The organism is Pseudomonas sp. Bc-h, assembly GCF_002080045.1.
Lineage (GTDB): Bacteria > Pseudomonadota > Gammaproteobacteria > Pseudomonadales > Pseudomonadaceae > Aquipseudomonas.
Map to the genome: position 1 here is coordinate 148,993 of NZ_MUIN01000001.1, position 25,032 is coordinate 174,024.

At 59.3% G+C, this 25,032-nt stretch carries 17 protein-coding genes; 16 read left to right on the top strand and 1 reads right to left on the bottom strand.

Annotation, left to right across the window (positions count from 1 at the left end; translation table 11 throughout):
- Window positions 1-65: 65 nt before the first annotated feature.
- Window positions 66-2,543 (bottom strand): penicillin-binding protein 1A, encoded by a 2,478-nt coding sequence (locus BWR59_RS00700; RefSeq protein WP_081563728.1) that lies wholly within the window; start codon window positions 2,541-2,543, stop codon window positions 66-68.
- A gap of 206 nt (window positions 2,544-2,749) precedes the next feature.
- On the opposite strand from BWR59_RS00700, the gene BWR59_RS00705 reads away from it, so the two are divergent.
- The 16 genes from BWR59_RS00705 (at window position 2,750) to gspE (ending at window position 25,032) form a co-directional block, all read left to right on the top strand.
- A complete protein-coding gene (locus BWR59_RS00705) occupies window positions 2,750-3,814 on the top strand; it encodes a pilus assembly protein PilM (protein ID WP_081563729.1) in 1,065 nt (354 codons plus the stop codon).
- Entirely contained in the window at window positions 3,814-4,380 is a 567-nt protein-coding gene (locus BWR59_RS00710) for a PilN domain-containing protein (protein ID WP_081563730.1), read from the top strand. Before BWR59_RS00705 ends, BWR59_RS00710 begins: the two co-directional genes overlap by 1 nt.
- Window positions 4,377-5,024 (top strand): type 4a pilus biogenesis protein PilO, encoded by a 648-nt coding sequence (pilO, locus tag BWR59_RS00715; RefSeq protein WP_081563731.1) that lies wholly within the window; start codon window positions 4,377-4,379, stop codon window positions 5,022-5,024. Before BWR59_RS00710 ends, pilO begins: the two co-directional genes overlap by 4 nt.
- Window positions 5,021-5,548, top strand: coding sequence for a type 4a pilus biogenesis lipoprotein PilP (pilP, locus tag BWR59_RS00720; RefSeq protein WP_081563732.1), 528 nt, complete (start codon window positions 5,021-5,023; stop codon window positions 5,546-5,548). Before pilO ends, pilP begins: the two co-directional genes overlap by 4 nt.
- Before the next feature lie 53 nt (window positions 5,549-5,601).
- Window positions 5,602-7,686: a type IV pilus secretin PilQ gene (gene pilQ / locus BWR59_RS00725; protein ID WP_081563733.1), complete on the top strand. Its 2,085-nt coding sequence runs from the start codon at window positions 5,602-5,604 to the stop codon at window positions 7,684-7,686.
- A 4-nt stretch (window positions 7,687-7,690) separates the two neighbouring features.
- Window positions 7,691-8,209 (top strand): shikimate kinase AroK, encoded by a 519-nt coding sequence (aroK, locus tag BWR59_RS00730; protein WP_081563734.1) that lies wholly within the window; start codon window positions 7,691-7,693, stop codon window positions 8,207-8,209.
- A gap of 132 nt (window positions 8,210-8,341) precedes the next feature.
- Window positions 8,342-9,445 (top strand): 3-dehydroquinate synthase, encoded by a 1,104-nt coding sequence (aroB, locus tag BWR59_RS00735; protein WP_081563735.1) that lies wholly within the window; start codon window positions 8,342-8,344, stop codon window positions 9,443-9,445.
- 10 nt (window positions 9,446-9,455) lie between these two features.
- The gene (locus tag BWR59_RS00740) at window positions 9,456-11,075 is read left to right on the top strand and encodes an AAA family ATPase (RefSeq protein ID WP_081563736.1); all 1,620 of its coding nucleotides are present in this window, start codon (window positions 9,456-9,458) and stop codon (window positions 11,073-11,075) included.
- A 358-nt stretch (window positions 11,076-11,433) separates the two neighbouring features.
- Window positions 11,434-15,879 carry a glutamate synthase large subunit gene (gene gltB / locus BWR59_RS00750; protein ID WP_081563737.1) on the top strand — a complete coding sequence of 1,482 codons (4,446 nt, stop codon included), beginning with the start codon at window positions 11,434-11,436 and terminating at the stop codon, window positions 15,877-15,879.
- A 134-nt stretch (window positions 15,880-16,013) separates the two neighbouring features.
- Window positions 16,014-17,432, top strand: coding sequence for an FAD-dependent oxidoreductase (locus BWR59_RS00755; protein WP_081563738.1), 1,419 nt, complete (start codon window positions 16,014-16,016; stop codon window positions 17,430-17,432).
- Window positions 17,433-17,696: 264 nt separating this feature from the next.
- A complete protein-coding gene (gene hemE / locus BWR59_RS00760; protein WP_074751575.1) occupies window positions 17,697-18,761 on the top strand; it encodes a uroporphyrinogen decarboxylase in 1,065 nt (354 codons plus the stop codon).
- A gap of 405 nt (window positions 18,762-19,166) precedes the next feature.
- Complete coding sequence (gene gbpA / locus BWR59_RS00765; RefSeq protein WP_081563739.1) at window positions 19,167-20,579, top strand: N-acetylglucosamine-binding protein GbpA; 1,413 nt, start codon at window positions 19,167-19,169, stop codon at window positions 20,577-20,579.
- Window positions 20,580-20,649: 70 nt separating this feature from the next.
- The gene (locus BWR59_RS32725) at window positions 20,650-21,165 is read left to right on the top strand and encodes a cytochrome b/b6 domain-containing protein (protein ID WP_081563740.1); all 516 of its coding nucleotides are present in this window, start codon (window positions 20,650-20,652) and stop codon (window positions 21,163-21,165) included.
- Window positions 21,162-21,671 carry a type II secretion system protein N gene (locus BWR59_RS00775; protein WP_230981928.1) on the top strand — a complete coding sequence of 170 codons (510 nt, stop codon included), beginning with the start codon at window positions 21,162-21,164 and terminating at the stop codon, window positions 21,669-21,671. Before BWR59_RS32725 ends, BWR59_RS00775 begins: the two co-directional genes overlap by 4 nt.
- A complete protein-coding gene (gene gspD / locus BWR59_RS00780) occupies window positions 21,668-23,569 on the top strand; it encodes a type II secretion system secretin GspD (protein WP_081563742.1) in 1,902 nt (633 codons plus the stop codon). The genes BWR59_RS00775 and gspD overlap by 4 nt, the downstream gene beginning before the upstream one ends.
- A complete protein-coding gene (gspE, locus tag BWR59_RS00785; RefSeq protein ID WP_081563743.1) occupies window positions 23,566-25,032 on the top strand; it encodes a type II secretion system ATPase GspE in 1,467 nt (488 codons plus the stop codon). Before gspD ends, gspE begins: the two co-directional genes overlap by 4 nt.

Here is a 25,032-nt window from a genome sequence, read left to right on the forward strand (position 1 = left end):
CAAGTAAAAGCGTTCGCGGGTGCGGCTGTTACTTGCGGCTTGCAGCTTGGTGCTCGTAGCTGCCTTTAAAACAGATCGATTGGCGCAGATTCGTCCGCAGGGAGCGGACTGCCTGGTGCCGGGCTGCCGTTCAGTTCGTTCACGCTAGGCGGTGTGTCTTCGCTCTTGAATAGCTCAAAGAACGCTCCGGCCGTGCTTGGCGTTGCAGAGCGGCCACTGACCGGGTCGATTCGCAGGCTCAGGATGCCATCAGGCTCGGGCTGGACGTGCGGCGGTTTGTCCTTGAGCGCGGCACTCATGTAGCTCATCCAGATCGGTAGCGCGACGGTCCCGCCGAACTCATGACGGCCCAGGCTTTCAGGCTGGTCGAACCCGGTCCAGACCGTGGTCACGTAGTCGCCGTTGTAGCCGGAGAACCAGGCGTCTTTGGAGTCGTTGGTGGTACCGGTCTTGCCGGCGATGTCCGGACGATTCATTGCCAGTGCACGGCGGCCTGTGCCGCGCTTGATCACGTCCTGCAGCATGCTGTTAAGAATGTACGTGGTGCGACCGTCGACAATGCGCTCCGCCACCGCGGGGGCGGGTGGTACGCCATTGGTGTCAAGCGCGTTTGGCACAGTGTTGGCGGTCAGTGCCGGGGTTTCCGGGGCGGCAAAGGTCGACGCATCACTGACTGCTTTTTCGCTGACGGCTTTCGGGTTCGGGTCGTTGGCCGGTACGGTCGGCGGGTTGGCGACGAAGAGCGTCTTGCCTTCGCGATCCTCGATCTTGTCGATCAGGTATGGGCTGATCTTGTAGCCGCCGTTGGCGAAGGTGCTCCAGCCGCTGACGATTTCCATCGGCGTCAGCGTTGCCGTACCCAGGGCCAGCGACAGGTTCGGCGGCAGATCTGCTTTGTTGAAGCCAAAGCGAGTGATGTAGTTGATTGCCGTGTTGACCCCCAGACTTTGCAGCAGGCGGATCGACACCAGGTTGCGCGACTTGTACAGCGCCTCGCGTAGGCGGATCGGGCCGAGGAACGTGCCGGTGTCGTTCTTCGGACGCCAGACCTTGTCGATGGCTTCGTCAACGAACACGATCGGCGCGTCGTTTACCAGGCTCGCGGCGGTATAGCCGCTGTCCAGTGCGGCCGAATAAAGGAACGGTTTGAAGCTGGAGCCCGGTTGACGCTTGGCCTGCATGGCGCGGTTGTAGTTGCTCTGTTCGAAGGCAAAACCGCCGACCAGTGCGCGAATCGCACCGTTTTTAGGGTCCAGAGAAACCAGCGCGCTCTGTGCTTGCGGGATCTGGCTGAATTTGAGCGAGTTATCAGGCTGACGCTGCAGGCGCACCAGATCGCCGACATGGGCGACGTCGGATGGCTGCTTCGGATTGGGGCCGACGCTGTTGGTGTTCAAGAAGGCTTTTGCCCACTTCATGCTGTCCCAGGCGACGGTTTCTTCCTTCTCGCCGTTGCGGGTCAGAACGTGAATACCGTTCTTGTCGACCTGGCTGACGATGGCCGGCTCCAGACCGCTGATCGGACGCTGCTTGGTCAATTCCTGTGCCCAAGCGTCGCGGGTCAGGCCCGGGAAGCGGCTTTCAGGCCCGCGATAGCCGTGGCGCTGGTCGTATTCGATCAGGCCATCCTGCACCGCTTTGTTCGCATCTTCTTGACGATCGCTTGGCACAGTAGTGGTTACGCGGAAGCCTTCTGTGTAGGCTTCGCTGCCGTAGCGGCCGACCATCTCGGCACGGGCCATTTCAGCGATGTACGGCGCGTTCACTTCAGGGCTCTGAACGTGATAGCTGGCGTTGATCGGCTCGGCCAGAGCAGTTTGATAAGTGTTCTGGTCGATTTTGCCCAGTTTGAACATGCGGCCCAGAATCCAGTCGCGGCGCTCTTTGGCGCGCACCGGGTTGGCCAGTGGGTTGAATCGTGACGGCGCTTTCGGCAGCCCGGCAATCATGGCCATCTGCGCAACACTCAGATCGCGGATGGATTTGCCGTAATAAACCTGCGCCGCAGCCTCGATACCATAGGCCCGGTTACCCAGGTAGATCTTGTTGACGTAGAGCTCGAGAATCTCGTCCTTGGTAAGTTGGCGCTCGATTTGCAAGGCCAGAAGAATCTCGGTGGTTTTACGTGAGAAGCTGCGCTCGCTGGTCAGGAAGTAGTTCTTCGCAACCTGCATGGTGATAGTCGAGCCGCCGGACTGAATGTGACCGCTTTTGACCAGTTGGCTGGCGGCGCGCATCAGGCTGCTGGGGTCCACGCCATAGTGGTTGGCGAAGTTATCGTCTTCGGCAGACAGCAGGGCGTGAATGAAATTGGGTGGAATGTCGGCGAAACGGATCGGAGAGCGGCGCATTTCGCCGAACTCGGCAATCAGCTTGCCGTCGCTGCTGAACACGCGCAGCGGTATCTGCAGCTGGATGTTGCGCAGCGCGTCGACTGAAGGCAGATTCGGCGACAGGTAAAGGAAGGCACCGCTCAAACCGAGCAGCAGCCCGCAGACGATAGCGACGAAGGACCACCAGAAAAACTTCAGCAGGCGTATCAAGGCTTTTGGATTTCCAGAAAAAAGAATGGGTTAAGCGCAGGCATTTACAAATGAACACGCCTTGAAGCTTTGCTACACGAAAAAAACGCTGGGCATTATAAGCATTTTTCGTCGCCGAGCGTTATTTGCGCTACTGTCAAGGCTGCCGACAGTGGCTTTGGACAAAAAAATATCCGTAAGTGACGGAAACGCATAGGGAATCGGTTGTGTTCGAACTCTTCAGTAAGAAGGCCAATACCCTTCTAGGGATCGATATTAGCTCCACCTCGGTAAAACTCCTTGAATTGAGTCGTTCCGGTACCCGTTACAAGGTCGAGTCCTACGCGGTCGAGCCACTGCCGGTGAACGCAGTGGTCGAGAAGAACATCGCGGAGCTTGAAGGCGTCGGCAATGCTTTGACGCGAGTATTGGTCAAAGCCAAAAGTAACGTCAAAATCGCGGCGGTTGCGGTCGCAGGTTCTGCGGTTATTACCAAGACCATCGAGATGGATGCCGGCCTTTCCGATGACGAGATGGAAAACCAGCTCAAGATCGAAGCCGACCAGTACATTCCCTATCCGCTGGAAGAAGTTGCCATCGATTTCGAGGTGCAAGGTTATTCGGCGCGCAATCCCGAGCGCGTCGAAGTGCTGCTTGCTGCCTGTCGCAAGGAAAACGTCGAGGTGCGTGAGGCGGCGCTGGCGCTGGCCGGTCTGACGGCGCGTGTGGTCGACGTCGAAGCCTATGCCCTTGAGCGCTCATTCGGCCTGTTGTCGGCGCAACTCGGTCAGGACCACGAGCAACTGACCGTGGCAGTGATCGACATCGGCGCCACCATGACCACCCTCAGCGTGCTGCACAACGGCCGCATCATCTATACCCGCGAGCAATTGTTCGGCGGACGCCAGCTGACTGAAGAGATCCAGCGTCGCTACGGCTTGTCTCTGGGCGAGGCCGGCCTTGCGAAAAAGCAGGGCGGTTTGCCGGACGACTACCAACTGGAAGTCCTGCAGCCCTTCAAGGACGCCGTGGTTCAACAGGTGTCCCGCTCGCTGCAGTTCTTCTTTGCCGCCGGTCAGTACAACCGCGTGGACTACATCATGCTCGCAGGGGGGACGGCATCCATTGCCGGACTCGACCGGTTGATTCAGGAGCGTCTCGGCACGCCCACCATGGTCGCCAACCCGTTTGCCGACATGGCATTGAGCGCGAAGGTCAACGCTGGCGCGTTGGCCAGTGACGCACCGGCATTGATGATCGCTTGCGGTCTGGCTTTGAGGAGCTTCGACTAATGGCACGGATCAACTTACTCCCTTGGCGCGAAAAGCAGCGCGAAGAGCGAAAAAAACGCTTCCTGATCGCACTCGTCGGCGTCCTTGTCGCCGGTATCGGCACCATTCTGCTGGCTGATCAGTATTTGACCAGCGCAATCAACCATCAGAATGCGCGCAACCAGTTCATCAAGACTGAGATCGTCCAGCTTGACGCTCGCATCAAGGAAATCAGCGAACTCAAGGCGCGTCGCAAGCAGTTGCTGGAACGGATGAAGATCATTCAGGACTTGCAAGGCAACCGGCCGATCATCGGCCGTATCTTCGATCAACTGGCGCGAACCTTGCCGGATGGCGTGTATTTCAACGAAGTGAAGATGACCGACAAACTCATCAGCATTTCCGGGGCTGCCGAGTCGAACAATCGGGTGTCGGATCTGTTGCGTAATCTGGATGCATCTGACTGGCTGGAAGCGCCGAGTCTGACAGAGGTGAAGGCAAACACGGCTGGGGCGGTGGACCAGTCCAATACCTTCCAGTTGACCGTGCGTCAGACGCAGCCCGCTGTAGATGGAGCCAAGCCATGAATGTGAATGAATGGCTGGACAGCCTGCGCAAGATCGACATCAACGACCTGGACGTCAACAACCTCGGCTCATGGCCCGCGGCGGTGAAAGCCATCGCTGGCGCCTTGTTGATGGTGCTTGTGTTGGCGGGCGGATACTTTTTCTACATACAGGACATGCAAACCCAGCTGGATCAGGCGCGTAATGATGAAGCGACGTTGAAGGAGCAGTTCTCCAACAAGGCGTTTCAAGCGGCGAACCTGAACGCTTACAAGACCCAGATGGTGGAGATGGAAAACACCTTCGGCGCGCTGCTGCGGCAACTGCCCGGTGACACCGAAGTGCCTGGTTTGCTGGAGGACATCACCCGCACCGGTCTCGGCAGCGGGCTTGAATTCGAAGAGATCAAGCTGTTGCCCGAATCGGCTCAGCAGTTTTACATCGAGCTGCCGATCCAGATCACGGTTACCGGCGCTTACCACGACCTTGCGACGTTCGTCAGCGGTGTTGCCAGCCTGCCGCGGATCGTCACGCTGCATGATTTCGAAATCAAACCGGTGGACGCCAAGTCCCCTGGAAAACTGCGCATGAGCATTCTCGCCAAAACCTATCGCTACAACGACAAGGGGCTTCAAGGCACTGACAACAAAGGACAGGCGAAATGAGGGCCGTGCATTGGTTGTGCATCGGCGTGACGCTGATGGGGTTGGCAGGGTGTGACGGTTCGAACGATTTCGACGATTTGAAGCAGTTCATGGCTGAAGTGCGGGCGCGGCCGACGGGGAACATCGAGCCGATGCCCAAGTTTCGGCCATACGAAGCCTTTACCTACGCGGCAGCGAGTTTGCGCAGCCCGTTCCAGCCGCCGATCAAGGTCGATCTGGTCAACCGCCAGAAAGGCACGCGTCTGGTTCAGCCCGATCCGACGCGGGTCAAGCAGTTCCTGGAAGGGTTCAATATCGATGGTTTCGAAATGGTCGGCACATTGAGCAACGAAACCGGTATGTTCGCCTTGCTGCGTGGTGCCGGAGGGGTTCACCGGGTCAAGGTGGGTGATTATCTGGGCCGCAACGACGGGCGGATCGTCGGCATTACCGAGTCGGCGGTGCAGGTCATCGAAATCGTGCCTGATGGAGAGGGAGCGTGGCTTGAGCGGCCGCGCAGCATTTCCCTGAAAGAACGCTCATGAAGACGACAAGCAAGCGATACACCTTCGGATCTGCACAGTGGTGGAATGTGAACATGAACAGGATTCTTTCGATTATCGGCGTGTCGCTAGGGATGGCGATGCTTTCACCGATTCTCCAGGCGGCCAACCTCAAGACGCTGGATGTCGCCGCATTGCCGGGGGATCGGGTCGAGTTGAAACTGTCCTTTGACGGTCCGGTGGCGGCTCCCCGCGGCTACACCACCGAACAGCCGGCGCGTATCGCGCTGGATCTGCCGGGCGTGACCAGTCAGTTGGCGATCAAGAGCCGAGACCTTGGGTCGGGCAACGCCCACAGTGTCGTGGTGGTTGAAGCCAAGGATCGCACTCGCGTGATCATCAACCTCACCACGCTGGCGCCTTACAGTTCGCGAGTCGACGGTAACAACCTGTTCGTGGTCGTGGGTCAAGGTGCTGCCGCTGCGCAGGGTTCGCAACCCAGCACTGCCCAAGGCGCTCCTCGCGTAAGTGTTCCGCCAGCACAAGCCGCACAGGCCAAGCCAGCCCCGCGCTCGTATGCCCCGGGCCCCAGATCGGTGAAAAACGTCGATTTCCAGCGTGGCGAGCTGGGTGAAGGCAATGTCGTCATCGAGCTGAGCGATCCGGGTATCGCGCCGGACATTCAAGAGCAGGGCGGCAAGATTCGCGTCGACTTCGCCAAGACTCAACTGCCCGATCCGCTGCGCGTACGCCTTGATGTCAAGGATTTCGCCACGCCCGTGCAGTTCGTCAATTCCAGCGTCAGCGGTGACAAGGCCAGCATTTCCATTGAGCCATCGGGCGCGTTCGACTACTCCGCTTACCAGGCTGACAACAAGCTGACCATCAGCGTGCGTCCGCTGACCACTGAAGACCTTGAGCGCCGCAATGCGGAGAAGCTGGTCTACACCGGGGAAAAGCTGTCGCTGAACTTCCAGGACATCGACGTGCGCTCGGTGCTGCAACTGATTGCGGACTTCACCAACCTCAACCTGGTCGCCAGTGACACCGTTCAAGGCGGCATCACGCTGCGCCTGCAAAATGTGCCTTGGGATCAGGCCCTGGATCTGGTGCTCAAGACCAAGGGGCTGGACAAGCGCAAGGTCGGCAACGTGCTGCTGGTCGCGCCTGCGGACGAGATTGCCGCTCGCGAGCGCCAGGAGCTGGAGTCGCTGAAGCAGATTTCCGAATTGGCGCCACTGCGTCGTGAGTTGCTGCAGGTCAACTACGCCAAGGCTGCCGACATCGCCAAGCTCTTCCAGTCCGTGACCAGTGGCGAGTCGAAGACCGATGAGCGCGGGTCGATCACTGTCGACGAACGCACTAACAACATCATTGCCTACCAGACTCAGGACCGCCTGGACGAGCTGCGTCGTATCGTTTCCCAGCTGGACATCCCGGTCCGTCAGGTGATGATCGAGGCGCGCATCGTCGAGGCCAACGTCGATTACGACAAGGCGCTCGGTGTGCGCTGGGGCGGCTCCAGCACTCACGGCAACTTCACCACCGGTGGTAGCGGTACAGTTACTGGCGCTGCAGCCACCAACGGTCCTTTTGTGGACATGGGTGTGAGCGACCCGACGTCATCGATTGGTTTGGGCTTCCTGACCAACAACACGATTCTTGACCTCGAGCTTTCGGCGATGGAAAAGACCGGCAACGGTGAAGTGGTTTCCCAGCCAAAGGTCGTCACGTCGGACAAGGAAACCGCGAAAATCCTGAAAGGTACGGAAGTGCCGTATCAGGAAGCCAGCTCCAGCGGCGCGACCTCTGTGTCGTTCAAGGAAGCGTCGCTGTCTCTGGAAGTGACCCCGCAGATTACCCCGGACAACCGCATCATCATGGAAGTGAAGGTGACCAAGGACGAGCCTGACTACGTGAACACGGTGCTCGGCGTGCCGCCGATCAAGAAGAACGAAGTCAACGCCAAGGTCCTGGTTGCTGATGGCGAGACCATCGTAATTGGTGGTGTGTTCTCCAATACGCAGAGTAAAGTCGTCGACAAGGTGCCATTTTTGGGCGATGTGCCGTATGTTGGCCGCCTTTTCCGGCGGGATGTGGTCTCGGAGAAAAAATCCGAGCTGTTGGTGTTCCTCACTCCGCGTATCATGAACAACCAGGCGATTGCTGTGAGTCGTTGATTCTGTGCGAAATTTAATACTTGTGGGACCGATGGGCGCTGGTAAAAGCACCATCGGTCGTCTGCTGGCCAAAGAGCTTCGACTGCCGTTCAAGGATTCCGACAAGGAAATCGAACTGCGAACGGGCGCCAATATCCCGTGGATCTTCGACAAGGAAGGTGAAGCGGGCTTTCGTGATCGCGAACAAGCCATGATCGCCGAGCTTTGCGGCTTCGATGGTGTGGTGCTGGCGACAGGCGGTGGCGCGGTCATGCGCGAAGAAAACCGTCGGGCGTTGCACGCCGGTGGTCGCGTGGTCTATCTGCATGCCTCGGTAGAGCAGCAGGTAGGGCGCACTTCCCGGGATCGCAACCGACCGCTGTTGCGCACTGCAGACCCGGCACGGGTACTGCGCGAGCTGCTGGCGATTCGTGATCCGCTGTACCGGGAAATCGCCGATGTCATCATTGAAACCGATGAGCGGCCACCACGGATGGTCGTTCTTGACATCCTTGCGCTGTTGGCCGAGCTTCCTCCCCGTTAAAGCGCAGACGGAAATGCGCTATCCTCGGCGACCATAAAAAGCAGGGTCGCCAAATGGCCTTGCGCCATAGCCGGTGTCGCAGCCTTAAAGTGCGCGCACAGGCATCCAATTGTTGAAACAGTGTGGGGACACATGCAGACACTTAAGGTCGAGCTTGGCGAGCGTAGCTATCCGATCCATATTGGCGAAGGCTTGTTGGATCGTCCCGAACTGCTCAAGCCGTACATTGCCGGCAAGCAGGTAGCGATCGTTTCCAATGCTACCGTGGCTCCTCTGTACATCGAGCGTCTGACAAAGTCGCTGGCTGGTTACAACGTCCTGCCGATCGTCCTTCCCGACGGCGAAGCCTTCAAGAACTGGGAAACCCTGCAACTCATCTTCGATGCCCTCCTGACCGCACGCCACGACCGTCGCACCACTGTGATCGCGCTGGGTGGCGGGGTTATCGGCGATATGGCCGGATTTGCTGCGGCCTGTTATCAGCGCGGCGTAGATTTCATTCAGGTTCCGACCACGCTGCTGTCACAGGTGGACTCTTCCGTGGGCGGCAAGACCGGGATCAACCATCCGCTGGGCAAGAACATGGTCGGCGCGTTCTACCAGCCGAATGCGGTACTCATCGACACAGCGTCCCTGAACACCCTGCCTGAACGCGAGCTGTCTGCAGGCCTTGCCGAGGTCATCAAATACGGTCTGATATGTGACGAGCCGTTCCTGACATGGCTCGAAGAGAATATGGACAAGCTGCGTGGCCTGGATCAGGTCGCGCTGACTACCGCTATCGAACGCTCCTGCGCAGCCAAGGCTGCTGTGGTTGGTGCCGATGAGCGGGAGTCCGGCGTTCGGGCCACCCTGAATCTGGGCCACACCTTTGGCCATGCCATCGAAACCCATATGGGCTACGGCGTTTGGCTGCATGGAGAGGCGGTGGCTGCAGGAACGGTCATGGCACTGGAAATGTCCGCACGCCTGGGCTGGATCAGCGAGCAGGAACGAGATCGCGGTATTCGCCTGTTTCAGCACGCCGGGTTGCCGGTGGTGCCGCCTGAAGACATGACGCCTGAGCATTTCCTCGAGCACATGGCGGTGGACAAGAAGGTGATCGATGGTCGGCTGCGCCTGGTGCTGCTGCGCCGGATGGGCGAGGCGGTGGTGACTGACGAATATCCAAAAGAAGTACTACAGGCCACACTGGTCGCGGACTACCGCGCCTTGGTGGATCAGCTTAGAGGTTAATGAGAAATCCATGACTAGTTTGCACGCCGATGAGGCCTTTCTCGGTCACTATCAATTGAGTCATGACCCCTTTGCCACGCGGGTCCCCGGCTTCAAGTTCTTCCCTGCCCAGCGCAAACCGGTGCTTGGGCAATTGCACCATCTCGCCCGCTACAGCCAGTTGCTGTTGCTGGTCACCGGCCCTCATGGCAGCGGCAAGACTTTGCTGCGCCAGGCTTTGGTGGCGAGCACCAACAAGCAATCGGTGCAAAGTGTGGTGGTTTCCGCCCGCGGTGCCGGTGACGCTTCTGGCGTACTGCGCCAGGTGGCTCAGGCGCTCAACGTCGCTCAGCCGGAAATGAAATCGATTCTGTCGCAGGTCGTGCAACTGGCTTTGACTGGCCAGGAGGTCTACATCCTGGTGGACGATGCCGAACAACTCGGCGAATCCGCACTCGAAGCGTTGTTGGGATTGGCGGCGGGCACTCCGGAAGGTCGTCCGCACGTCTTCCTGTTCGGCGAGGCTTCGATCATCGATCGCCTGGATCAGCTGTGCGCCGAGAGCGGTACAGAAGAAGAACGCTTCCACGTTATCGAGCTTGCACCGTATACCGAAGAAGAAACCCGTGAATATCTGGCGCAGCGCCTTGATGGCGCAGGGCAAGGCATTGAGGTGTTCAGTGCCGAGCAGATCACCGATATTCACGAACAGTCCAACGGATGGCCGGGTGCGATCAACCAGGTCGCGCGCGACTCGATGATCGAAGCCATGATCGCCAGCCGCTCTGCGGTAAAGCGTCCAAGTATGGGGTTCAAAATGCCTAAGAAACACGTGTTGGCTTTGGGTGGGGTTGTTGTCGCTGCAGTATTGGCTGCCTGGTTGATTCCGGGTCGCAACAACGCGCCTGCGACAGCACCCGCCAATTCCCAGGCGCAATTGCCACTGGGTCAGGGTCAGGCGCCTGCGCAGCAGTCGAACAACGGCGGCCCGGCCATTGAGTTCGCCGGTAATTCGCAGCCAATGCCGCTACCGTTGGTCGGTAACTCGCAGCCGGTGATGCGCGGTCCTCTGGCCGAAGCCGCAGGCTCTGGCGAGGGTGACGGCGAAGACGGCGGCGCGGCTGCCAACCAGCCGCTGCAACCACCGACCGTCACCACCACCGCGCCTCCAGCAGGTGCAGCAGCAGGTCCGGCTCCGGCCATGGCTCAGACGCCGGTTCCGACACCGCGTCCGACGCCGGCTCCTGCCGCTAAACCTGCGCCGGCTCCTACGGCCAAGCCTGCTCCAGCGCCGACTCAGGTGGCCACCGCTAAGCCAGCCCCTGCGTCTGCCGCCAAACCGGCTGCTGCTCCAGCGTCCGCTGGCGGTACCTGGTACGCCGGTCAGGCGCCGACCCATTACGTGGTGCAGATCCTCGGCACCAGCTCCGAAGCCACCGCTCAGAGCTATGTGAAAGAGCAGGGCGCGGAATACCGCTACTTCAAGAAAACCCTGCAAGGCAAGCCGCTGTACGTAGTCACTTACGGTAGTTTCGCAGACCGCAATGCGGCCCTCGCCGCTATCAAAGTCTTGCCAGCGAAGGTTCAGGCTGGTAAACCTTGGCCTCGTACTGTCGGCAGTATCCAACAGGAACTCGCCGCAGCTCGCTGATTCAGTAGCGACCCTACCCGGGTCGCTCGGTTAGCTCCCCCGAACTCACGCTCGAGCGTGCTGCCAATGAGCAGCGCGCCTTGCGGTGTCTGCGTCTCAGACACACATTGAATTTCGGGTTGTGTTTGGTCAGACTCGCAACAAAGCTCTGGCTAGCACGAGAATCGCTTCAAAACCTTTCATTAATGCGACATAAATTTGCGACGTTTCGTCGCTAAATTTGTGAGGCTTTGTGTCGGTGTGTACAATGACCTCCCTTTTGCTCCCGCAAAGCTGGCGTACGTTCAGCGTGGACGGTAAATGGTTGAATTGAAAAGAAATTTGCCTCTGCAAGAGGCAGCCTGGTGAGAATGTGTCTATGAAAGCAGGTCTGTACCATCCAGAAGAATTCAAGGATAACTGTGGTTTCGGCCTGATCGCCCATATGCAAGGCGAGCCCAGTCATCACCTGTTGCAGACGGCTATCGAAGCCCTGACCTGCATGACCCACCGTGGTGGGATCAACGCCGACGGCAAGACCGGTGACGGTTGCGGGCTGTTGATTCAAAAACCCGACATGTTCCTGCGCGCTGTGGCCAAAGAGCACTTCAGCGTCGAACTGCCGCGTCAGTATTGCGTGGGCATGGTCTTCCTCAATCAGGATGACGCCAAGGCTCAAGCCGCCCGCGAAAACATGAATCGTGAGATCCTCGCCGAGGGCCTGACCCTGATCGGCTGGCGCGAAGTGCCGATCGACACCAGCGTGCTCGGTCGTCTGGCCCTTGAGCGTCTGCCAAAGATCGAGCAAGTGTTCATCGGCGGTGAAGGCCTGAGCGATCAGGAATTCGCGATCAAGCTGTTCTGTGCCCGCCGTCGCTCATCGGTATCCAACGCCGCCGACACTGATCACTACATCTGCAGCTTTTCGCACAAGACCATCATCTATAAAGGCCTGATGATGCCGCGTGACCTCACGGCATTCTATCCAGACCTCAACGACGAGCGCCTGCAGACCGCGATCTGCGTGTTCCACCAGCGCTTCTCGACCAACACCCTGCCGAAATGGCCACTGGCTCAGCCATTCCGCTTCCTCGCCCACAACGGCGAGATCAACACCATCACCGGTAACCGCAACTGGGCGCAGGCCCGTCGCACCAAGTTCACCAACGAACTGATGGACCTGGACGAACTGGGCCCGCTGGTCAACCGCGTGGGCTCCGATTCCTCGAGCATGGACAACATGCTGGAGCTGATGGTCACCGGCGGCATCGACCTGTTCCGTGGTGTGCGCATGCTCGTGCCGCCTGCATGGCAGAACGTTGAAACCATGGACCCGGATCTGCGCGCGTTCTATGAATTCAACTCCATGCACATGGAGCCGTGGGACGGCCCGGCCGGTATCGTGATGACCGAAGGCCGCCACGCCGTCTGCCTGCTCGACCGTAACGGTCTGCGTCCGGCGCGCTGGGTCACCACCAAGAACGGCTACATCACCCTGGCTTCGGAAATCGGCGTGTGGAACTACACCCCGGAAGACGTCATCGCCAAGGGCCGCGTAGGGCCGGGTCAGATTTTCGCCGTGGACACCGAAACCGGCCAGATCCTCGACACCGACGCCATTGACAGCCGCCTGAAGTCGCGTCATCCGTACAAACAGTGGCTGCGAAAGAATGCCCTGCGCATCCAGGCAACCCTGGAAGATCACGACCACGGTTCGGCGTTCTACAACCCGGATCAGCTCAAGCAGTACATGAAGATGTTCCAGGTCACGTTCGAAGAACGCGATCAGGTCCTGCGTCCGCTGGGCGAGCAAGGTCAGGAAGCCGTGGGTTCCATGGGTGACGACACGCCAATGGCCGTGTTGTCGCGCCGTGTGCGCACGCCTTACGATTACTTCCGCCAGCAGTTCGCGCAGGTCACCAACCCGCCGATCGACCCGCTGCGTGAAGCCATCGTCATGTCGCTGGAAGTCTGCCTCGGTGCCGAGCGCAACATCTTCCAGGAGTCGCCTGAGCACGCGTCGCGCGTGATTCTTAGCTCCCCGGTCATTTCCCCGGCCAAATGGCGCTCGCTGATGAACCTGGATCGTCCAGGCTTCGACCGCGCCATCATCGACCTGAACTATGACGAAGCCACCGGCCTTGAAGCTGCTGTGCGCAATGTCGCCGATCAGGCAGAAGAAGCCGTGCGCGCCGGTCGTACCCAGATCGTGCTGAGCGACCGTCACATCGCACCGGGCAAACTGCCTATCCACGCTTCGCTGGCCACCGGCGCGGTTCACCACCGCCTGACCGAAAAAGGCCTGCGTTGCGACAGCAACATTCTGGTCGAAACCGCGACTGCCCGTGATCCGCATCACTTCGCCGTATTGATCGGTTTTGGTGCGTCGGCGGTGTACCCGTTCCTGGCGTACGAAGTGCTGGGCGATCTGATCCGCACCGGTGAAGTGCTGGGCGATCTGTACGAAGTCTTCAAGAACTACCGCAAAGGCATCACCAAGGGCCTGCTCAAGATCCTGTCGAAGATGGGTATCTCGACCATCGCGTCCTACCGTGGCGCTCAGCTGTTCGAAGCCATTGGGCTGTCCGAGGCCGTATGCGACCTGAGCTTCCGTGGCGTGCCAAGCCGCATCAAGGGTGCGCGTTTCGTCGACATCGAAGACGAGCAGAAAGCCCTGGCCGCAGAAGCCTGGAGCCCGCGCAAGCCGATCCAGCAAGGCGGCCTGCTGAAGTTCGTCTACGGCGGCGAATACCATGCGTATAACCCTGACGTTGTGGCGACGCTGCAAGCAGCGGTGCAACAGGGCGACTACAGCAAGTTCAAGGAATACACCGCGCTGGTGGACAACCGTCCAGTGTCGATGATCCGGGACCTGTTCAAGGTCAAGGAACTTGAGACTCCGCTGTCGATTGACGACATCGAGCCACTGGAAGCGATCCTCAAACGTTTCGACTCGGCGGGTATCTCGCTGGGTGCGTTGTCGCCTGAAGCTCACGAAGCGCTGGCCGAGGCGATGAACCGCCTGGGCGCGCGTTCCAACTCCGGTGAGGGCGGTGAAGATCCTGCGCGCTACGGCACCATCCGCAGCTCCAAGATCAAACAGATCGCGACCGGTCGTTTCGGCGTAACGCCAGAGTATCTGGTCAACGCCGACGTGCTGCAGATCAAGGTCGCTCAAGGCGCCAAGCCGGGCGAGGGTGGTCAACTGCCAGGCGGTAAGGTCAACGGCCTGATCGCCAAGCTGCGTTACGCGGTGCCGGGCGTCACCCTGATTTCGCCTCCGCCGCATCACGACATCTATTCGATCGAAGACTTGTCGCAGCTGATTTTCGACCTGAAACAGGTCAACCCGGCGGCGCTGGTCTCGGTCAAACTGGTAGCGGAAGCTGGCGTCGGCACCATCGCTGCCGGTGTTGCCAAGGCTTACGCCGACTTGATCACCATTTCCGGTTATGACGGCGGTACCGGTGCATCGCCGCTGTCGTCGATCAAATACGCGGGTGCTCCGTGGGAAATCGGCCTGGCCGAAACTCACCAGACCCTGCGCGGCAACGATCTGCGCGGCAAGGTCCGGGTGCAGACCGACGGTGGTCTGAAAACCGGCCTGGACGTGATCAAGGCTGCGATTCTCGGCGCCGAGAGCTTCGGTTTCGGTACAGCGCCAATGATCGCGCTGGGCTGCAAATACCTTCGTATCTGCCACCTGAACAACTGCGCCACTGGCGTTGCAACCCAGAACGACAAGCTGCGCAAGGATCACTACATCGGCACTGTCGACATGGTGATCAACTTCTTCACCTACGTGGCTCAAGAAACACGCGAGTGGCTGGCGAAACTGGGCGTGCGTTCGCTGGAAGAGCTGATCGGCCGTACCGACCTGCTGGACATCCTGCCGGGCGAGACTGCCAAGCAGCAGCATCTGGACCTCACGCCTCTGCTGGGCAGCGATCACATTCCTGCCGACAAGCCTCAGTTCAGCCTGGTGGATCGCAACCCGCCGTTCGACAAAGGCCTACTGGCCGAGAAGATGGTCGAAATGGCCAAGTCGGCCATCGAGTCCAAATCCGGCGGCGACTACGCACTGGATATCTGCAACTGCGACCGTTCCATCGGCGCGCGGATTTCCGGCGAAATCGCCAAGCTGCACGGCAACCAGGGCATGAACGACGCTCCGGTGACGTTCCGCTTCAAGGGCACTGCCGGTCAGAGCTTCGGGGTGTGGAACGCCGGCGGTCTGAACATGTACTTGGAAGGCGACGCCAACGACTACGTCGGTAAGGGTATGACTGCAGGCAAGCTGGTGATCGTGCCGCCGAAAGGCAGCCCGTTCAAAACCCAGGAAAGCGCCATTATCGGTAACACCTGCCTCTACGGTGCCACCGGCGGCAAGCTTTTTGCTGCGGGAACCGCGGGCGAGCGTTTCGCTGTACGTAACTCTGGCGCCCACACCGTGGTGGAAGGCACCGGCGATCACTGCTGCGAATACATGACCGGCGGTTTCGTCTGCGTTCTGGGCAAGACCGGCTACAACTTCGGTTCGGGCATGACCGGTGGTTTCGCTTACGTGCTGGACCAGGACAACACTTTCGTTGACCGGGTCAACCACGAACTGGTTGAAATCCAGCGCATCAGCGGTGAAGCGATGGAAGCCTATCGCAGCCACCTGGAGCGTGTTCTGGCCGAGTACGTGACGGAAACCGACAGCGAGTGGGGCCGTAATCTCTGGGAAAACCTGGATGACTACCTGCGCCGCTTCTGGCTGGTCAAGCCTAAGGCCGCCAACCTCAAATCCTTGCTGTCGAGTACCCGCGCGAATCCGCAATAAGTGCTGGCGGCAGCTTCAAGCGGCAAGTTTGAAGCTGCAAGCCACAGCGGTGCGCGGTGTCGGGAATAAATTTGATCGCCTCAAGCTTGTAGCTTGGGGCTCGCAGCTTGAGGCTGCCATTAGAGGTTTGAAACATGGCTGAACGTCTGAGTAACGACTTCCAGTTCATCGATGTCGGGCGTAAAGACCCGAAGAAGAAACTGCTGCGGCAACGCAAGAAAGAGTTCGTGGAAATCTACGAGCCCTTCAAACCCCAGCAATCGGCCGATCAGGCCCATCGTTGCCTGGGTTGCGGTAACCCGTACTGCGAATGGAAATGCCCTGTGCATAACTTCATTCCCAACTGGCTCAAGCTGGTGTCGGAGGGCAACATCCTCGCGGCCGCCGAGCTGTCGCACCAGACCAACACCCTGCCGGAAGTCTGCGGCCGTGTGTGCCCGCAGGATCGCCTGTGTGAAGGTGCGTGCACCCTCAACGACGGCTTCGGTGCGGTGACCATCGGTTCGGTCGAGAAGTACATCACCGATACCGCGTTCGCCATGGGCTGGCGTCCGGACATGTCCCGCGTGGTGCCGACCGGCAAGCGCGTGGCGATCATCGGCGCCGGCCCTGCGGGTCTGGGCTGTGCCGACGTGCTGGTGCGTGGTGGGGTGACCCCGGTGGTGTTCGACAAGAACCCGGAAATCGGCGGTCTTCTGACCTTCGGTATCCCTGAGTTCAAGCTTGAGAAGAGCGTGTTGAGCAACCGTCGCGAAGTCTTTACCGGCATGGGTATCGAGTTCCGTCTCAATACCGAAGTCGGCAAGGATGTCACGGTCGAGCAATTGCTCGAAGAGTACGACGCGGTGTTCATGGGCATGGGCACCTACACCTACATGAAGGGTGGTTTCCCGGGTGAAGACCTGCCAGGCGTACACGACGCGCTGGATTTCCTGATCGCCAACGTCAACCGCAACCTGGGCTTTGAAAAGTCGCCGGAAGACTTCGTCGACATGAAAGGCAAGAAGGTCGTGGTGCTGGGCGGTGGTGACACCGCGATGGACTGCAACCGTACCTCGATCCGTCAGGGTGCCAAGGCCGTTACCTGCGCCTATCGCCGCGACGAAGAGAACATGCCAGGTTCGCGCAAGGAAGTGAAAAACGCCAAGGAAGAAGGCGTGAAGTTCCTGTACAACCGTCAGCCGATCGCCATCGTTGGTGAAGACAAGGTCGAAGGCGTGAAAGTCGTCGAGACCCGTCTGGGCGAGCCTGATGCCCGTGGCCGTCGCAGCCCCGAGCCGATTCCGGGTTCCGAAGAGATCATCGCGGCCGACGCTGTGGTCATCGCTTTCGGGTTCCGTCCAAGCCCAGCGCCGTGGTTCGAGCAGTTCAACATCGACACCGACAGCCAGGGTCGCGTGGTTGCCCCGGAGCAGGGCAAGTTCAAGCACCAGACCAGCAACCCGAAGATCTTCGCCGGTGGCGACATGGTTCGCGGTTCCGACCTGGTGGTAACTGCAATCTTCGAAGGCCGTAACGCGGCTGAGGGGATTCTGGACTATCTGGGCGTCTGAGCTGCACTCCTGCCTTGGGCTTGAGACTTGGGGCGCGAATAACTGTAGGAGGGAGCTTGCTCGCGAAGACGGATCCACATTCAGCATTTTTGTTGGCTGATCGACCGCAATCGCGAGCAAGCTCCCTCCCACGGGCATTGTGCGGTGTTGGCTGACGCTGCGTTCATGCGATAAATCGCCCCCATAGACAAAAGGCACGGTACTTACCGTGCCTTTTGCGTTGGTGTCTGAGAAAATGCCCGCACTTTTCTGCCGGATGCCGACATGACTGCCCTGAAGAACGACCGTTTCCTTCGCGCCCTGCTCAAGCAACCCGTTGACGTCACGCCGGTATGGATGATGCGTCAGGCTGGTCGCTACCTCCCGGAATACCGCGCCAGCCGCGCCAAGGCCGGGGATTTCATGAGCCTGTGCATGAACCCGGCGTTCGCCTGCGAAGTCACGTTGCAGCCGCTCGAGCGGTATCCGCTGGACGCAGCGATTCTGTTTTCCGACATCCTCACTGTTCCCGATGCCATGGGCCTTGGTCTGTATTTCGAAACCGGCGAAGGCCCGCGTTTCAAGAAGACCGTCAGCACTTTGGCCGATATCGAAGCGCTGCCAATCCCCGACGCACAGAAAGACCTGGGTTACGTGATGGACGCGGTCAGCACCATTCGCCGCGAGCTCAACGGCCGCGTGCCCCTGATCGGCTTTTCCGGCAGCCCCTGGACCCTGGCGACTTACATGGTCGAAGGTGGCTCGTCCAAGGACTTCCGCAAGTCCAAGGCCATGCTCTACGACAATCCACAAGCCATGCACCTGCTGCTCGACAAGCTGGCGCAGTCGGTCACCGCTTACCTGAACGGCCAGATTCTGGCGGGCGCGCAAGCCGTACAGATCTTCGACAGCTGGGGCGGCAGCCTCTCGGCGGCGGCGTATCAGGAGTTTTCCCTGGCCTATATGCGCAAGATCGTCAGCGGCCTGATTCGCGAGCACGACGGCCGCAAAGTGCCGGTGATCCTGTTCACCAAAGGGGGCGGTCTGTGGCTGGAAAGCATCGCCGACGCCGGTGCCGACGCCCTGGGCCTGGACTGGACCTGCGACATCGGCGAAGCCCGCCGTCGCGTCGGCAGCAAAGTGGCGCTGCAAGGCAACATGGACCCGACTGTCCTTTACGCAAATCCGCAGGCCATCCGCCAGGAAGTCTCGAACATCCTCGCCAGCTACGGCAGCGGCACCGGCCACGTCTTCAACCTCGGCCATGGCATCACCCCGGAGGTCGATCCGGCCAATGCCGGGGCATTCATTGAGGCAGTGCACGAGATGTCAGCGAAGTATCATCAGTAAACATTGATGCGCATTAAAAAAACGCCCAGTCATACTGGGCGTTTTCATTTGGAGCGATATTCGATAGGTGAAATTTCGCGAGAGCGCGTCGTAAATTCCATCTGAAATAAATAACGGAAGTTTCCTCTAGTTTCTGAGGCCGTTTCCTACATCTAAAAATTATGAATTCCGTAGAATTTTTTCGGCCTCGTTAGTCAACTTATTAAGTTCTGTATCTGCGAGCTAGTTGAGGTCTCAAAGGATTGAAGTTCGTGTGGGTGTCTGATTCACAGCGAGCGAATAATCCCGCTCACCAATGGGCGGGGTTAGGCAAAACACTACCGTTACATGGATGATCAGTTTAAAACTGCATGGGATGAGCCAAATATGTCGAGACTGAATACTGTATCTACCGCAATATCCTCTATGGCCGTGCTCGTTGCGTTGGCTGCGCCGCAGTACGCAGCCGCGCACGGTTATCTGAATGACCCGCCTTCACGAGCGTTTGTCTGCGCGAAGGGTTTGAACGCCGACTGCGGAGCCGCGCAGTACGAGCCGCAAAGTGTTGGTGAAACGGCGAAGGGATTCCCAGGAACCGGCGTACCGGATGGCAAGATCGCCAGCGGCGCCCTTTCTCAGTTTTCGGCACTGGATATCCAGTCTGCCAACCGCTGGCACAAGACCGAAATTCGGGACCGTACGATCAACTTCGACTGGTACTACAAGGCCACCCATCCCGCGACTAAGTATGAATACTTCATTACTCAAAACGGCTGGAACCCCAACGCTGTGTTGACCCGCGAGTCCTTCGACCTGACCCCCTTCTGCGTGATCGATGCCGGTGGGCGCTTGCCGACCGACCAGCCACAGGGCAGCGAAGGTCCCGCGCGGGAGAAGCACACCTGTCAGATTCCCGGCGACCGCAGCGGCCATCACGTCGTGCTGGGTATATGGACCGTTGACGATACGCCCGGGGCGTTCCATGACGTGGTCGACGTGAACATCGTTGCTGAAGCCGAGACGCCGGATGGCTGGCGGCCTGTAGGGAACATTACGCCGCGGGACGATCTGTTCGTGGGAGACAAGGTCTCGGTGCGAGCGCTGACCAGTGAAGGCGAAAGTTCTGAATTCAGCTCGCAAGTGACGATTGCAACTGTGGAAGAGGGTAAATCGGAAAACTGGTCATTCAAGCTCGCCGAGCAACTCAACGCTGCCAATACGCTGGTGCGTGCCGGAGTGCGCGGCGAAGACGGCACGATCAAGCCGGTCAGGGGCACCAACAATCTGTATGCCAAACAGGAAAGCGGGGTGAATCGCTACGAACTGCAGATGGAGTTGGTGGAAGACGCCCAGGCCCAACTGAGCATTCAATCCTTTGACGAGAACCTTGAGTTGGTTAAAGGTCGGGCCACGCTTGCGGTCACGCTGGCCACCAACCGCAAGATGAACGTCGAAGCCACGGTCTTCGATTCGACCAACAAAGCTGTTGGGTCGAGCACTGCCACCCTCGACGCCGGTAGCGCTACTGTCGATATCGCACTGGTCAGTGCTCCGGGTGATCACCAATTGAAACTGATTGGCGTGACTCCGGACGGCCGGACGACGCGTCAGGCTCTGCAAGCCCTGGTGCTGGCTGGGGAAGGTGGCGGTCAGGAGTACGACGCGGTTTATCCGGAAGGCATCGAAACTTATGCCGAAGGCACGACGGTCCTGCAACCCGAAGACGGCAACGTCTACGAGTGCAAACCTTTCCCGGCTTCCGGATGGTGCAAGCAAAACGGCCATCATTACAAGCCAGGTACCGGTTCCGATTGGCAAGATGCCTGGACACTGAAATAAACAGCTGCCTTTTAACTTCGAACAGCGCGTCGTCGCTGTTCGAAGGGTATTGACGGAAAAGGCGCTCTTTATGCAATTGCCGCAGGACTATTCACGCTTGCAGGTCGGCCTTCATTGGCTTTCCGCAATTATCATATTGTGGGCATTGGTGTCGGGAAGCCTGTTCAGGATTGTTGAAGTTTCAGCTGAGCTGAAGGAAAGTGTCACGCACTTCAATGTGTCGTTAACCATGTTGTTTATTCCGTTTTTCATCTTAAGGGCTTATCTGGCGTTTTCAACATCCTCGAGTGCTCGTGGCTGTGGCCCGAATTTTATGGAACACCTTGCACGCATTGCGCATTGCGCCATTTATGTATTAACAACTGTCGTGTTGATAAGCGGCGTGTTGATGATGAAAGACCGTGCGGATTTCTTCGGTTTTCTATATTTCGGCCCTGTGCTGACACAGCCGACGTTGCACGAATGGTTCGGCGATCTGCACATCTGGAGTTGCGTAGCGCTGGCGGCCTTGGTCGTTCTGCATATCGTTGCGGTCATCCGACACCAGATCTCAGGGAATTCAGTGATCAAGCGAATGTGGCCTTGAGCAGATTTCATCACTGGCCGGGCTTTCTCTTGCTGGCCGCGACACTTGGTTACGGGATTCATCTTTTTCTGAGCGAGCGCAGTTACCGCCTGGCGCTAGGACCTGTCACCGCGTTCGCCCCTGTCGCAGCTATCAGCGAGATACCTGCCACCTCAAGCCCGGGAGCGCTGCTGACAGTTTTAGGATTTCAGGGGGAGACAGCGGCCGTGAAAAAACAGGAGGTCGCGATATTGCGCGGCATCGTGGTTGCGACCTCAGAGGAATCACGGGCGCTGATGACTGTTGCAGGCAATCAAAGGACTTACCGGGTGGGCGAGCGGTTGCCCGGCGGCAGCGTGCTACGGCGAATTGAGGCAAGCCGCGTGTTTCTCTGGCGAAGCGGGCACGAGGTCGTTTTGCCGTTGGTGGCGCCCGCGGCCACGACTCTGCGCACTGCGCGTGCAAACACTACCCCGACGTCTTTGTATCTGCGGCCCGCGGCCGCTTCTTCTCAGGATCAACCATGAACGTGTCCGCCATGCCTGCCTTGTGCAAACGGTTGGGCTACACCGTATCGATATTTCTGGCGCTCTACTGTGTGTCCGGTGTGGCGGATGACGAGCCGCGTTGGCAGCTGGCTATGAACGAAGCCGAGTTGCGCGATGTGGTTCGTGAAATGTCTTCGATTCTGGGTGCAACGGTAGTGCTCGATCCACGAGTGCAGGGCCAGATCACCGTCATGTCCGATCAGGCGCTGGATCGCGAGGGCGTGCGAAGGCTGTTTTATTCAGTACTCGACGCCCACAACTTCACCGTGATCGATGAGGGCGAGCGCATTCTGATCACACCCGTCACGGAGGCCAAGACCCGTGCCAGCCAGGCCAGCAGCCGCAATGCTCGCACTGGCCAGTTCGTGACCGAAGTCATCGCATTGAACAATAGCGTGGCGGCCGAGGTTTCAACGCTGCTCCGGCCTCTGGTATCGGTGAACGGGTATGTAGGCCCTTCAGCGTCCAGTAACGCCCTGGTCGTTACGGACACGTCGAGCAATGTGCAGCGTATCCGGGGCATCGTCGCGCAACTGGACTCCGGGCAAAAGAACGATCATTCGGTCGTTCAATTGCGCCACGCTCTGGCAGAGCAGTTGGTGAGGGTGCTCGAACAATCTCTGGGCAAGCAGGGGGTCGAGTCGGGCAGTCTGGTCATCGCCGACGTTCGTAATAACCGACTGGTCTTGATTGGCAATCCTGCGACTCGTCGGCGACTGGCTGCGCTGGCCATGACGCTGGACACTCCTGCGTCGGCCGACGCCGAAAACTCAAGGGTGATCCGGCTTCGCCACAGTGATGCGCGACAGCTGGCCGAGGTGCTCGATGCAATGGGCTCCGGGCTTGGCGAAGGAGGCGATAAAGGCGCCACGTCGGCTGCTAAAGCGCTGGTCAAGTCCGACGATAGTCAGAACGCGCTGGTCCTGATCGCCGAACCTGCTCAGTTACGCACCCTTGAACAGGTCGTTCGGCAGCTCGATCAGCCGCGCTCGCAGGTCCTGATACACGCGGCGATCATCGAAGTATCCGGTGATATCGCCAATGCCCTTGGCGTGCAATGGGGCGCGCAGACGGGGGGCATGCTGGGCGCCATCAATTTCCCCGGAGCGGGTATCAGCCTCCCAGGCATGGCGGCAGACGACCTCAAATTGCCAGACGGTGCGGTGCTGCGTGTAGGCAATGATCGCTTTGGGGTACTGATCAATGCACTGGCCAGTGACACGCGCAACAACGTCTTGTCCACCCCCAGCCTGTTGACTCTGGATAACCAAGAGGCAGAAATCCTGGTCGGCCAGAATGTGCCGTTCAAGAGTGGCTCGTATCAGACACCTGGCAGCGGTTCGGAAAACCCCTACACCACGGTGACCCGGCAGGATATCGGTATCAAGCTGAAGATCCGACCACACATCAACGACGGCGAAACGCTACGTCTGGAGGTCGAGCAGGAGAACTCCGAGATTGCCAGTTCGGTGGAGGGGCTCGATGACCTGATCACCAACAAACGCGCACTCAAGAGCACCATTCTTGCGGATGACGGCCAGATCATCGTGATTGGCGGCCTCATCAAGGACAGCGTACGCACCCGCGAAAGTGGAGTGCCCCTGCTGCGCAGCATTCCCTGGCTGGGGGCTCTGTTCCGCTGGAGCAGCGATACCCGGGAAAAGACCAATCTGATGATCTTTCTGCGCCCGACCATCGTCCGTGGCAAGGAAGACTTGAGCGATATCACCAAAGATCGCTACCGGCAGTTGCGCAACCTGAGTGGCCCCGAGAGCGGCAACTCGTTGCTGCTGCCATCCGAGTCCCGCCAACTGTTCGACGCACCGCCTGACTCGCCGGCAAGTGGCTTGCGCAATGGCGCGGGAGGCATTCGGTGAATCAGCAATTACCCTTCGGTTTTGCCCGGCGCTTCGGTGTGATGTGTGAATGTGTCGACAAGCGTCCAACGCTATTGCTGCGGGACGACGCGTCGCTCAGCGCATTGTCGGAGGCCCAGCGGATACTGGGTGTTGGCGAACGTACATGGCAACTGCTCGATCAGCCTGAGTACGCCGCGCGGCTGGCCAGCGCCTACAGCGATAGCCAAGGCGCGGTAGAGGACGTTGCGCAGGGACTGGACGAGGAGCTGAACCTGCTGGAAATCGCCGAGCAGTTGCCGCAGACGGCTGACCTGCTTGAGCAGGAAGGCGATGCACCGATCATTCGTCTGATCAATGCATTGCTCAGCGAGGCGGTGCGCGAGAAGGCTTCGGACGTGCACCTGGAAACGTTCGAGCACAGTCTTTCGGTGCGCATTCGGGTCGACGGGCAGTTGCGCGAAGTGCTCAAGCCCCGGCGCGAGTTGGCGACGCTTCTGGTCTCCAGAATAAAGGTGATGTCCCGTCTGGATATCGCTGAAAAGCGTGTTCCACAGGACGGCCGCATGGCCTTGCGCCTGGCAGGCCACGAGGTCGACGTACGGGTGTCGACCTTGCCTTCGGCGCATGGCGAGCGGGTGGTCCTGCGTTTGCTCGACAAGCGCAAGGCCAGCCTGGATCTGAGGCAGTTGGGCATGCCGTCGGACACGCTGGCGCAGTTCGAGCAGGTCCTCGCGCGGCCCCACGGCATCTTTCTGGTCACAGGCCCTACCGGCTCAGGCAAAACCACCAGCCTCTATGCCGCGCTCACGCACCTCAACGATCAGACACGCAACATCCTCACGGTTGAGGACCCCATCGAGTATCACCTGCCCGGCATCGGCCAGACTCCCGTCAATACCAAGGTGCAGATGACATTTGCGCGCGGCCTGCGCGCCATCCTTCGTCAGGATCCGGACGTGGTCATGGTCGGGGAAATCCGGGACCGCGAGACTTCGGACATCGCGGTCCAGGCGTCATTGACCGGGCATCTGGTGCTGTCGACATTGCACACCAACAGCGCGGTGGGTGCCGTCACGCGTCTGCTGGACATGGGCGTGGACGCCTACCTGCTCGCGTCGTCGCTGCAGGGCGTACTGGCGCAACGTCTTCTGCGCACGCTATGTGACCACTGCAAGACGCCGTTCATGGCTGACGGGATATCTCGCGAGCATCTAGGACTTGGACCGGATGACTCTTGCAAGCTGTTCCGGGCCAATGGTTGCGAGCACTGCCGACAGGGCTATCGCGGCCGTACCGGCATTTATGAATTGATCAAGGTAACGCCTCGGCTGGCAGAGCTTATTCATGGCACGGCCAGTGAGCCCGAATTGCTCCAGGAAGCCAGAACCTGCTCTCGCAGCCTGTTTCAGGACGGTCGGCGGTTGGTCCTCGAAGGCCGGACAAGCCTGGACGAATTGTTGCGCGTGAGCCAGGAGGGCTGA

Bases quoted from the DNA above. Each gene is read 5' to 3' on its own strand.
- pilP (WP_081563732.1), top strand. From the start codon at position 5,021: ATGAGGGCCGTGCATTGGTTGTGCATCGGCGTGACGCTGATGGGGTTG.
- BWR59_RS32725 (WP_081563740.1), top strand. From the start codon at position 20,650: ATGCAATTGCCGCAGGACTATTCACGCTTGCAGGTCGGCCTTCATTGG.
- BWR59_RS00710 (WP_081563730.1), top strand. From the start codon at position 3,814: ATGGCACGGATCAACTTACTCCCTTGGCGCGAAAAGCAGCGCGAAGAG.
- aroB (WP_081563735.1), top strand. From the start codon at position 8,342: ATGCAGACACTTAAGGTCGAGCTTGGCGAGCGTAGCTATCCGATCCAT.
- BWR59_RS00755 (WP_081563738.1), top strand. From the start codon at position 16,014: ATGGCTGAACGTCTGAGTAACGACTTCCAGTTCATCGATGTCGGGCGT.
- BWR59_RS00740 (WP_081563736.1), top strand. From the start codon at position 9,456: ATGACTAGTTTGCACGCCGATGAGGCCTTTCTCGGTCACTATCAATTG.
- pilQ (WP_081563733.1), top strand. From the start codon at position 5,602: ATGAACAGGATTCTTTCGATTATCGGCGTGTCGCTAGGGATGGCGATG.
- hemE (WP_074751575.1), top strand. From the start codon at position 17,697: ATGACTGCCCTGAAGAACGACCGTTTCCTTCGCGCCCTGCTCAAGCAA.
- pilO (WP_081563731.1), top strand. From the start codon at position 4,377: ATGAATGTGAATGAATGGCTGGACAGCCTGCGCAAGATCGACATCAAC.
- gspD (WP_081563742.1), top strand. From the start codon at position 21,668: ATGAACGTGTCCGCCATGCCTGCCTTGTGCAAACGGTTGGGCTACACC.
- gltB (WP_081563737.1), top strand. From the start codon at position 11,434: ATGAAAGCAGGTCTGTACCATCCAGAAGAATTCAAGGATAACTGTGGT.
- gbpA (WP_081563739.1), top strand. From the start codon at position 19,167: ATGGCCGTGCTCGTTGCGTTGGCTGCGCCGCAGTACGCAGCCGCGCAC.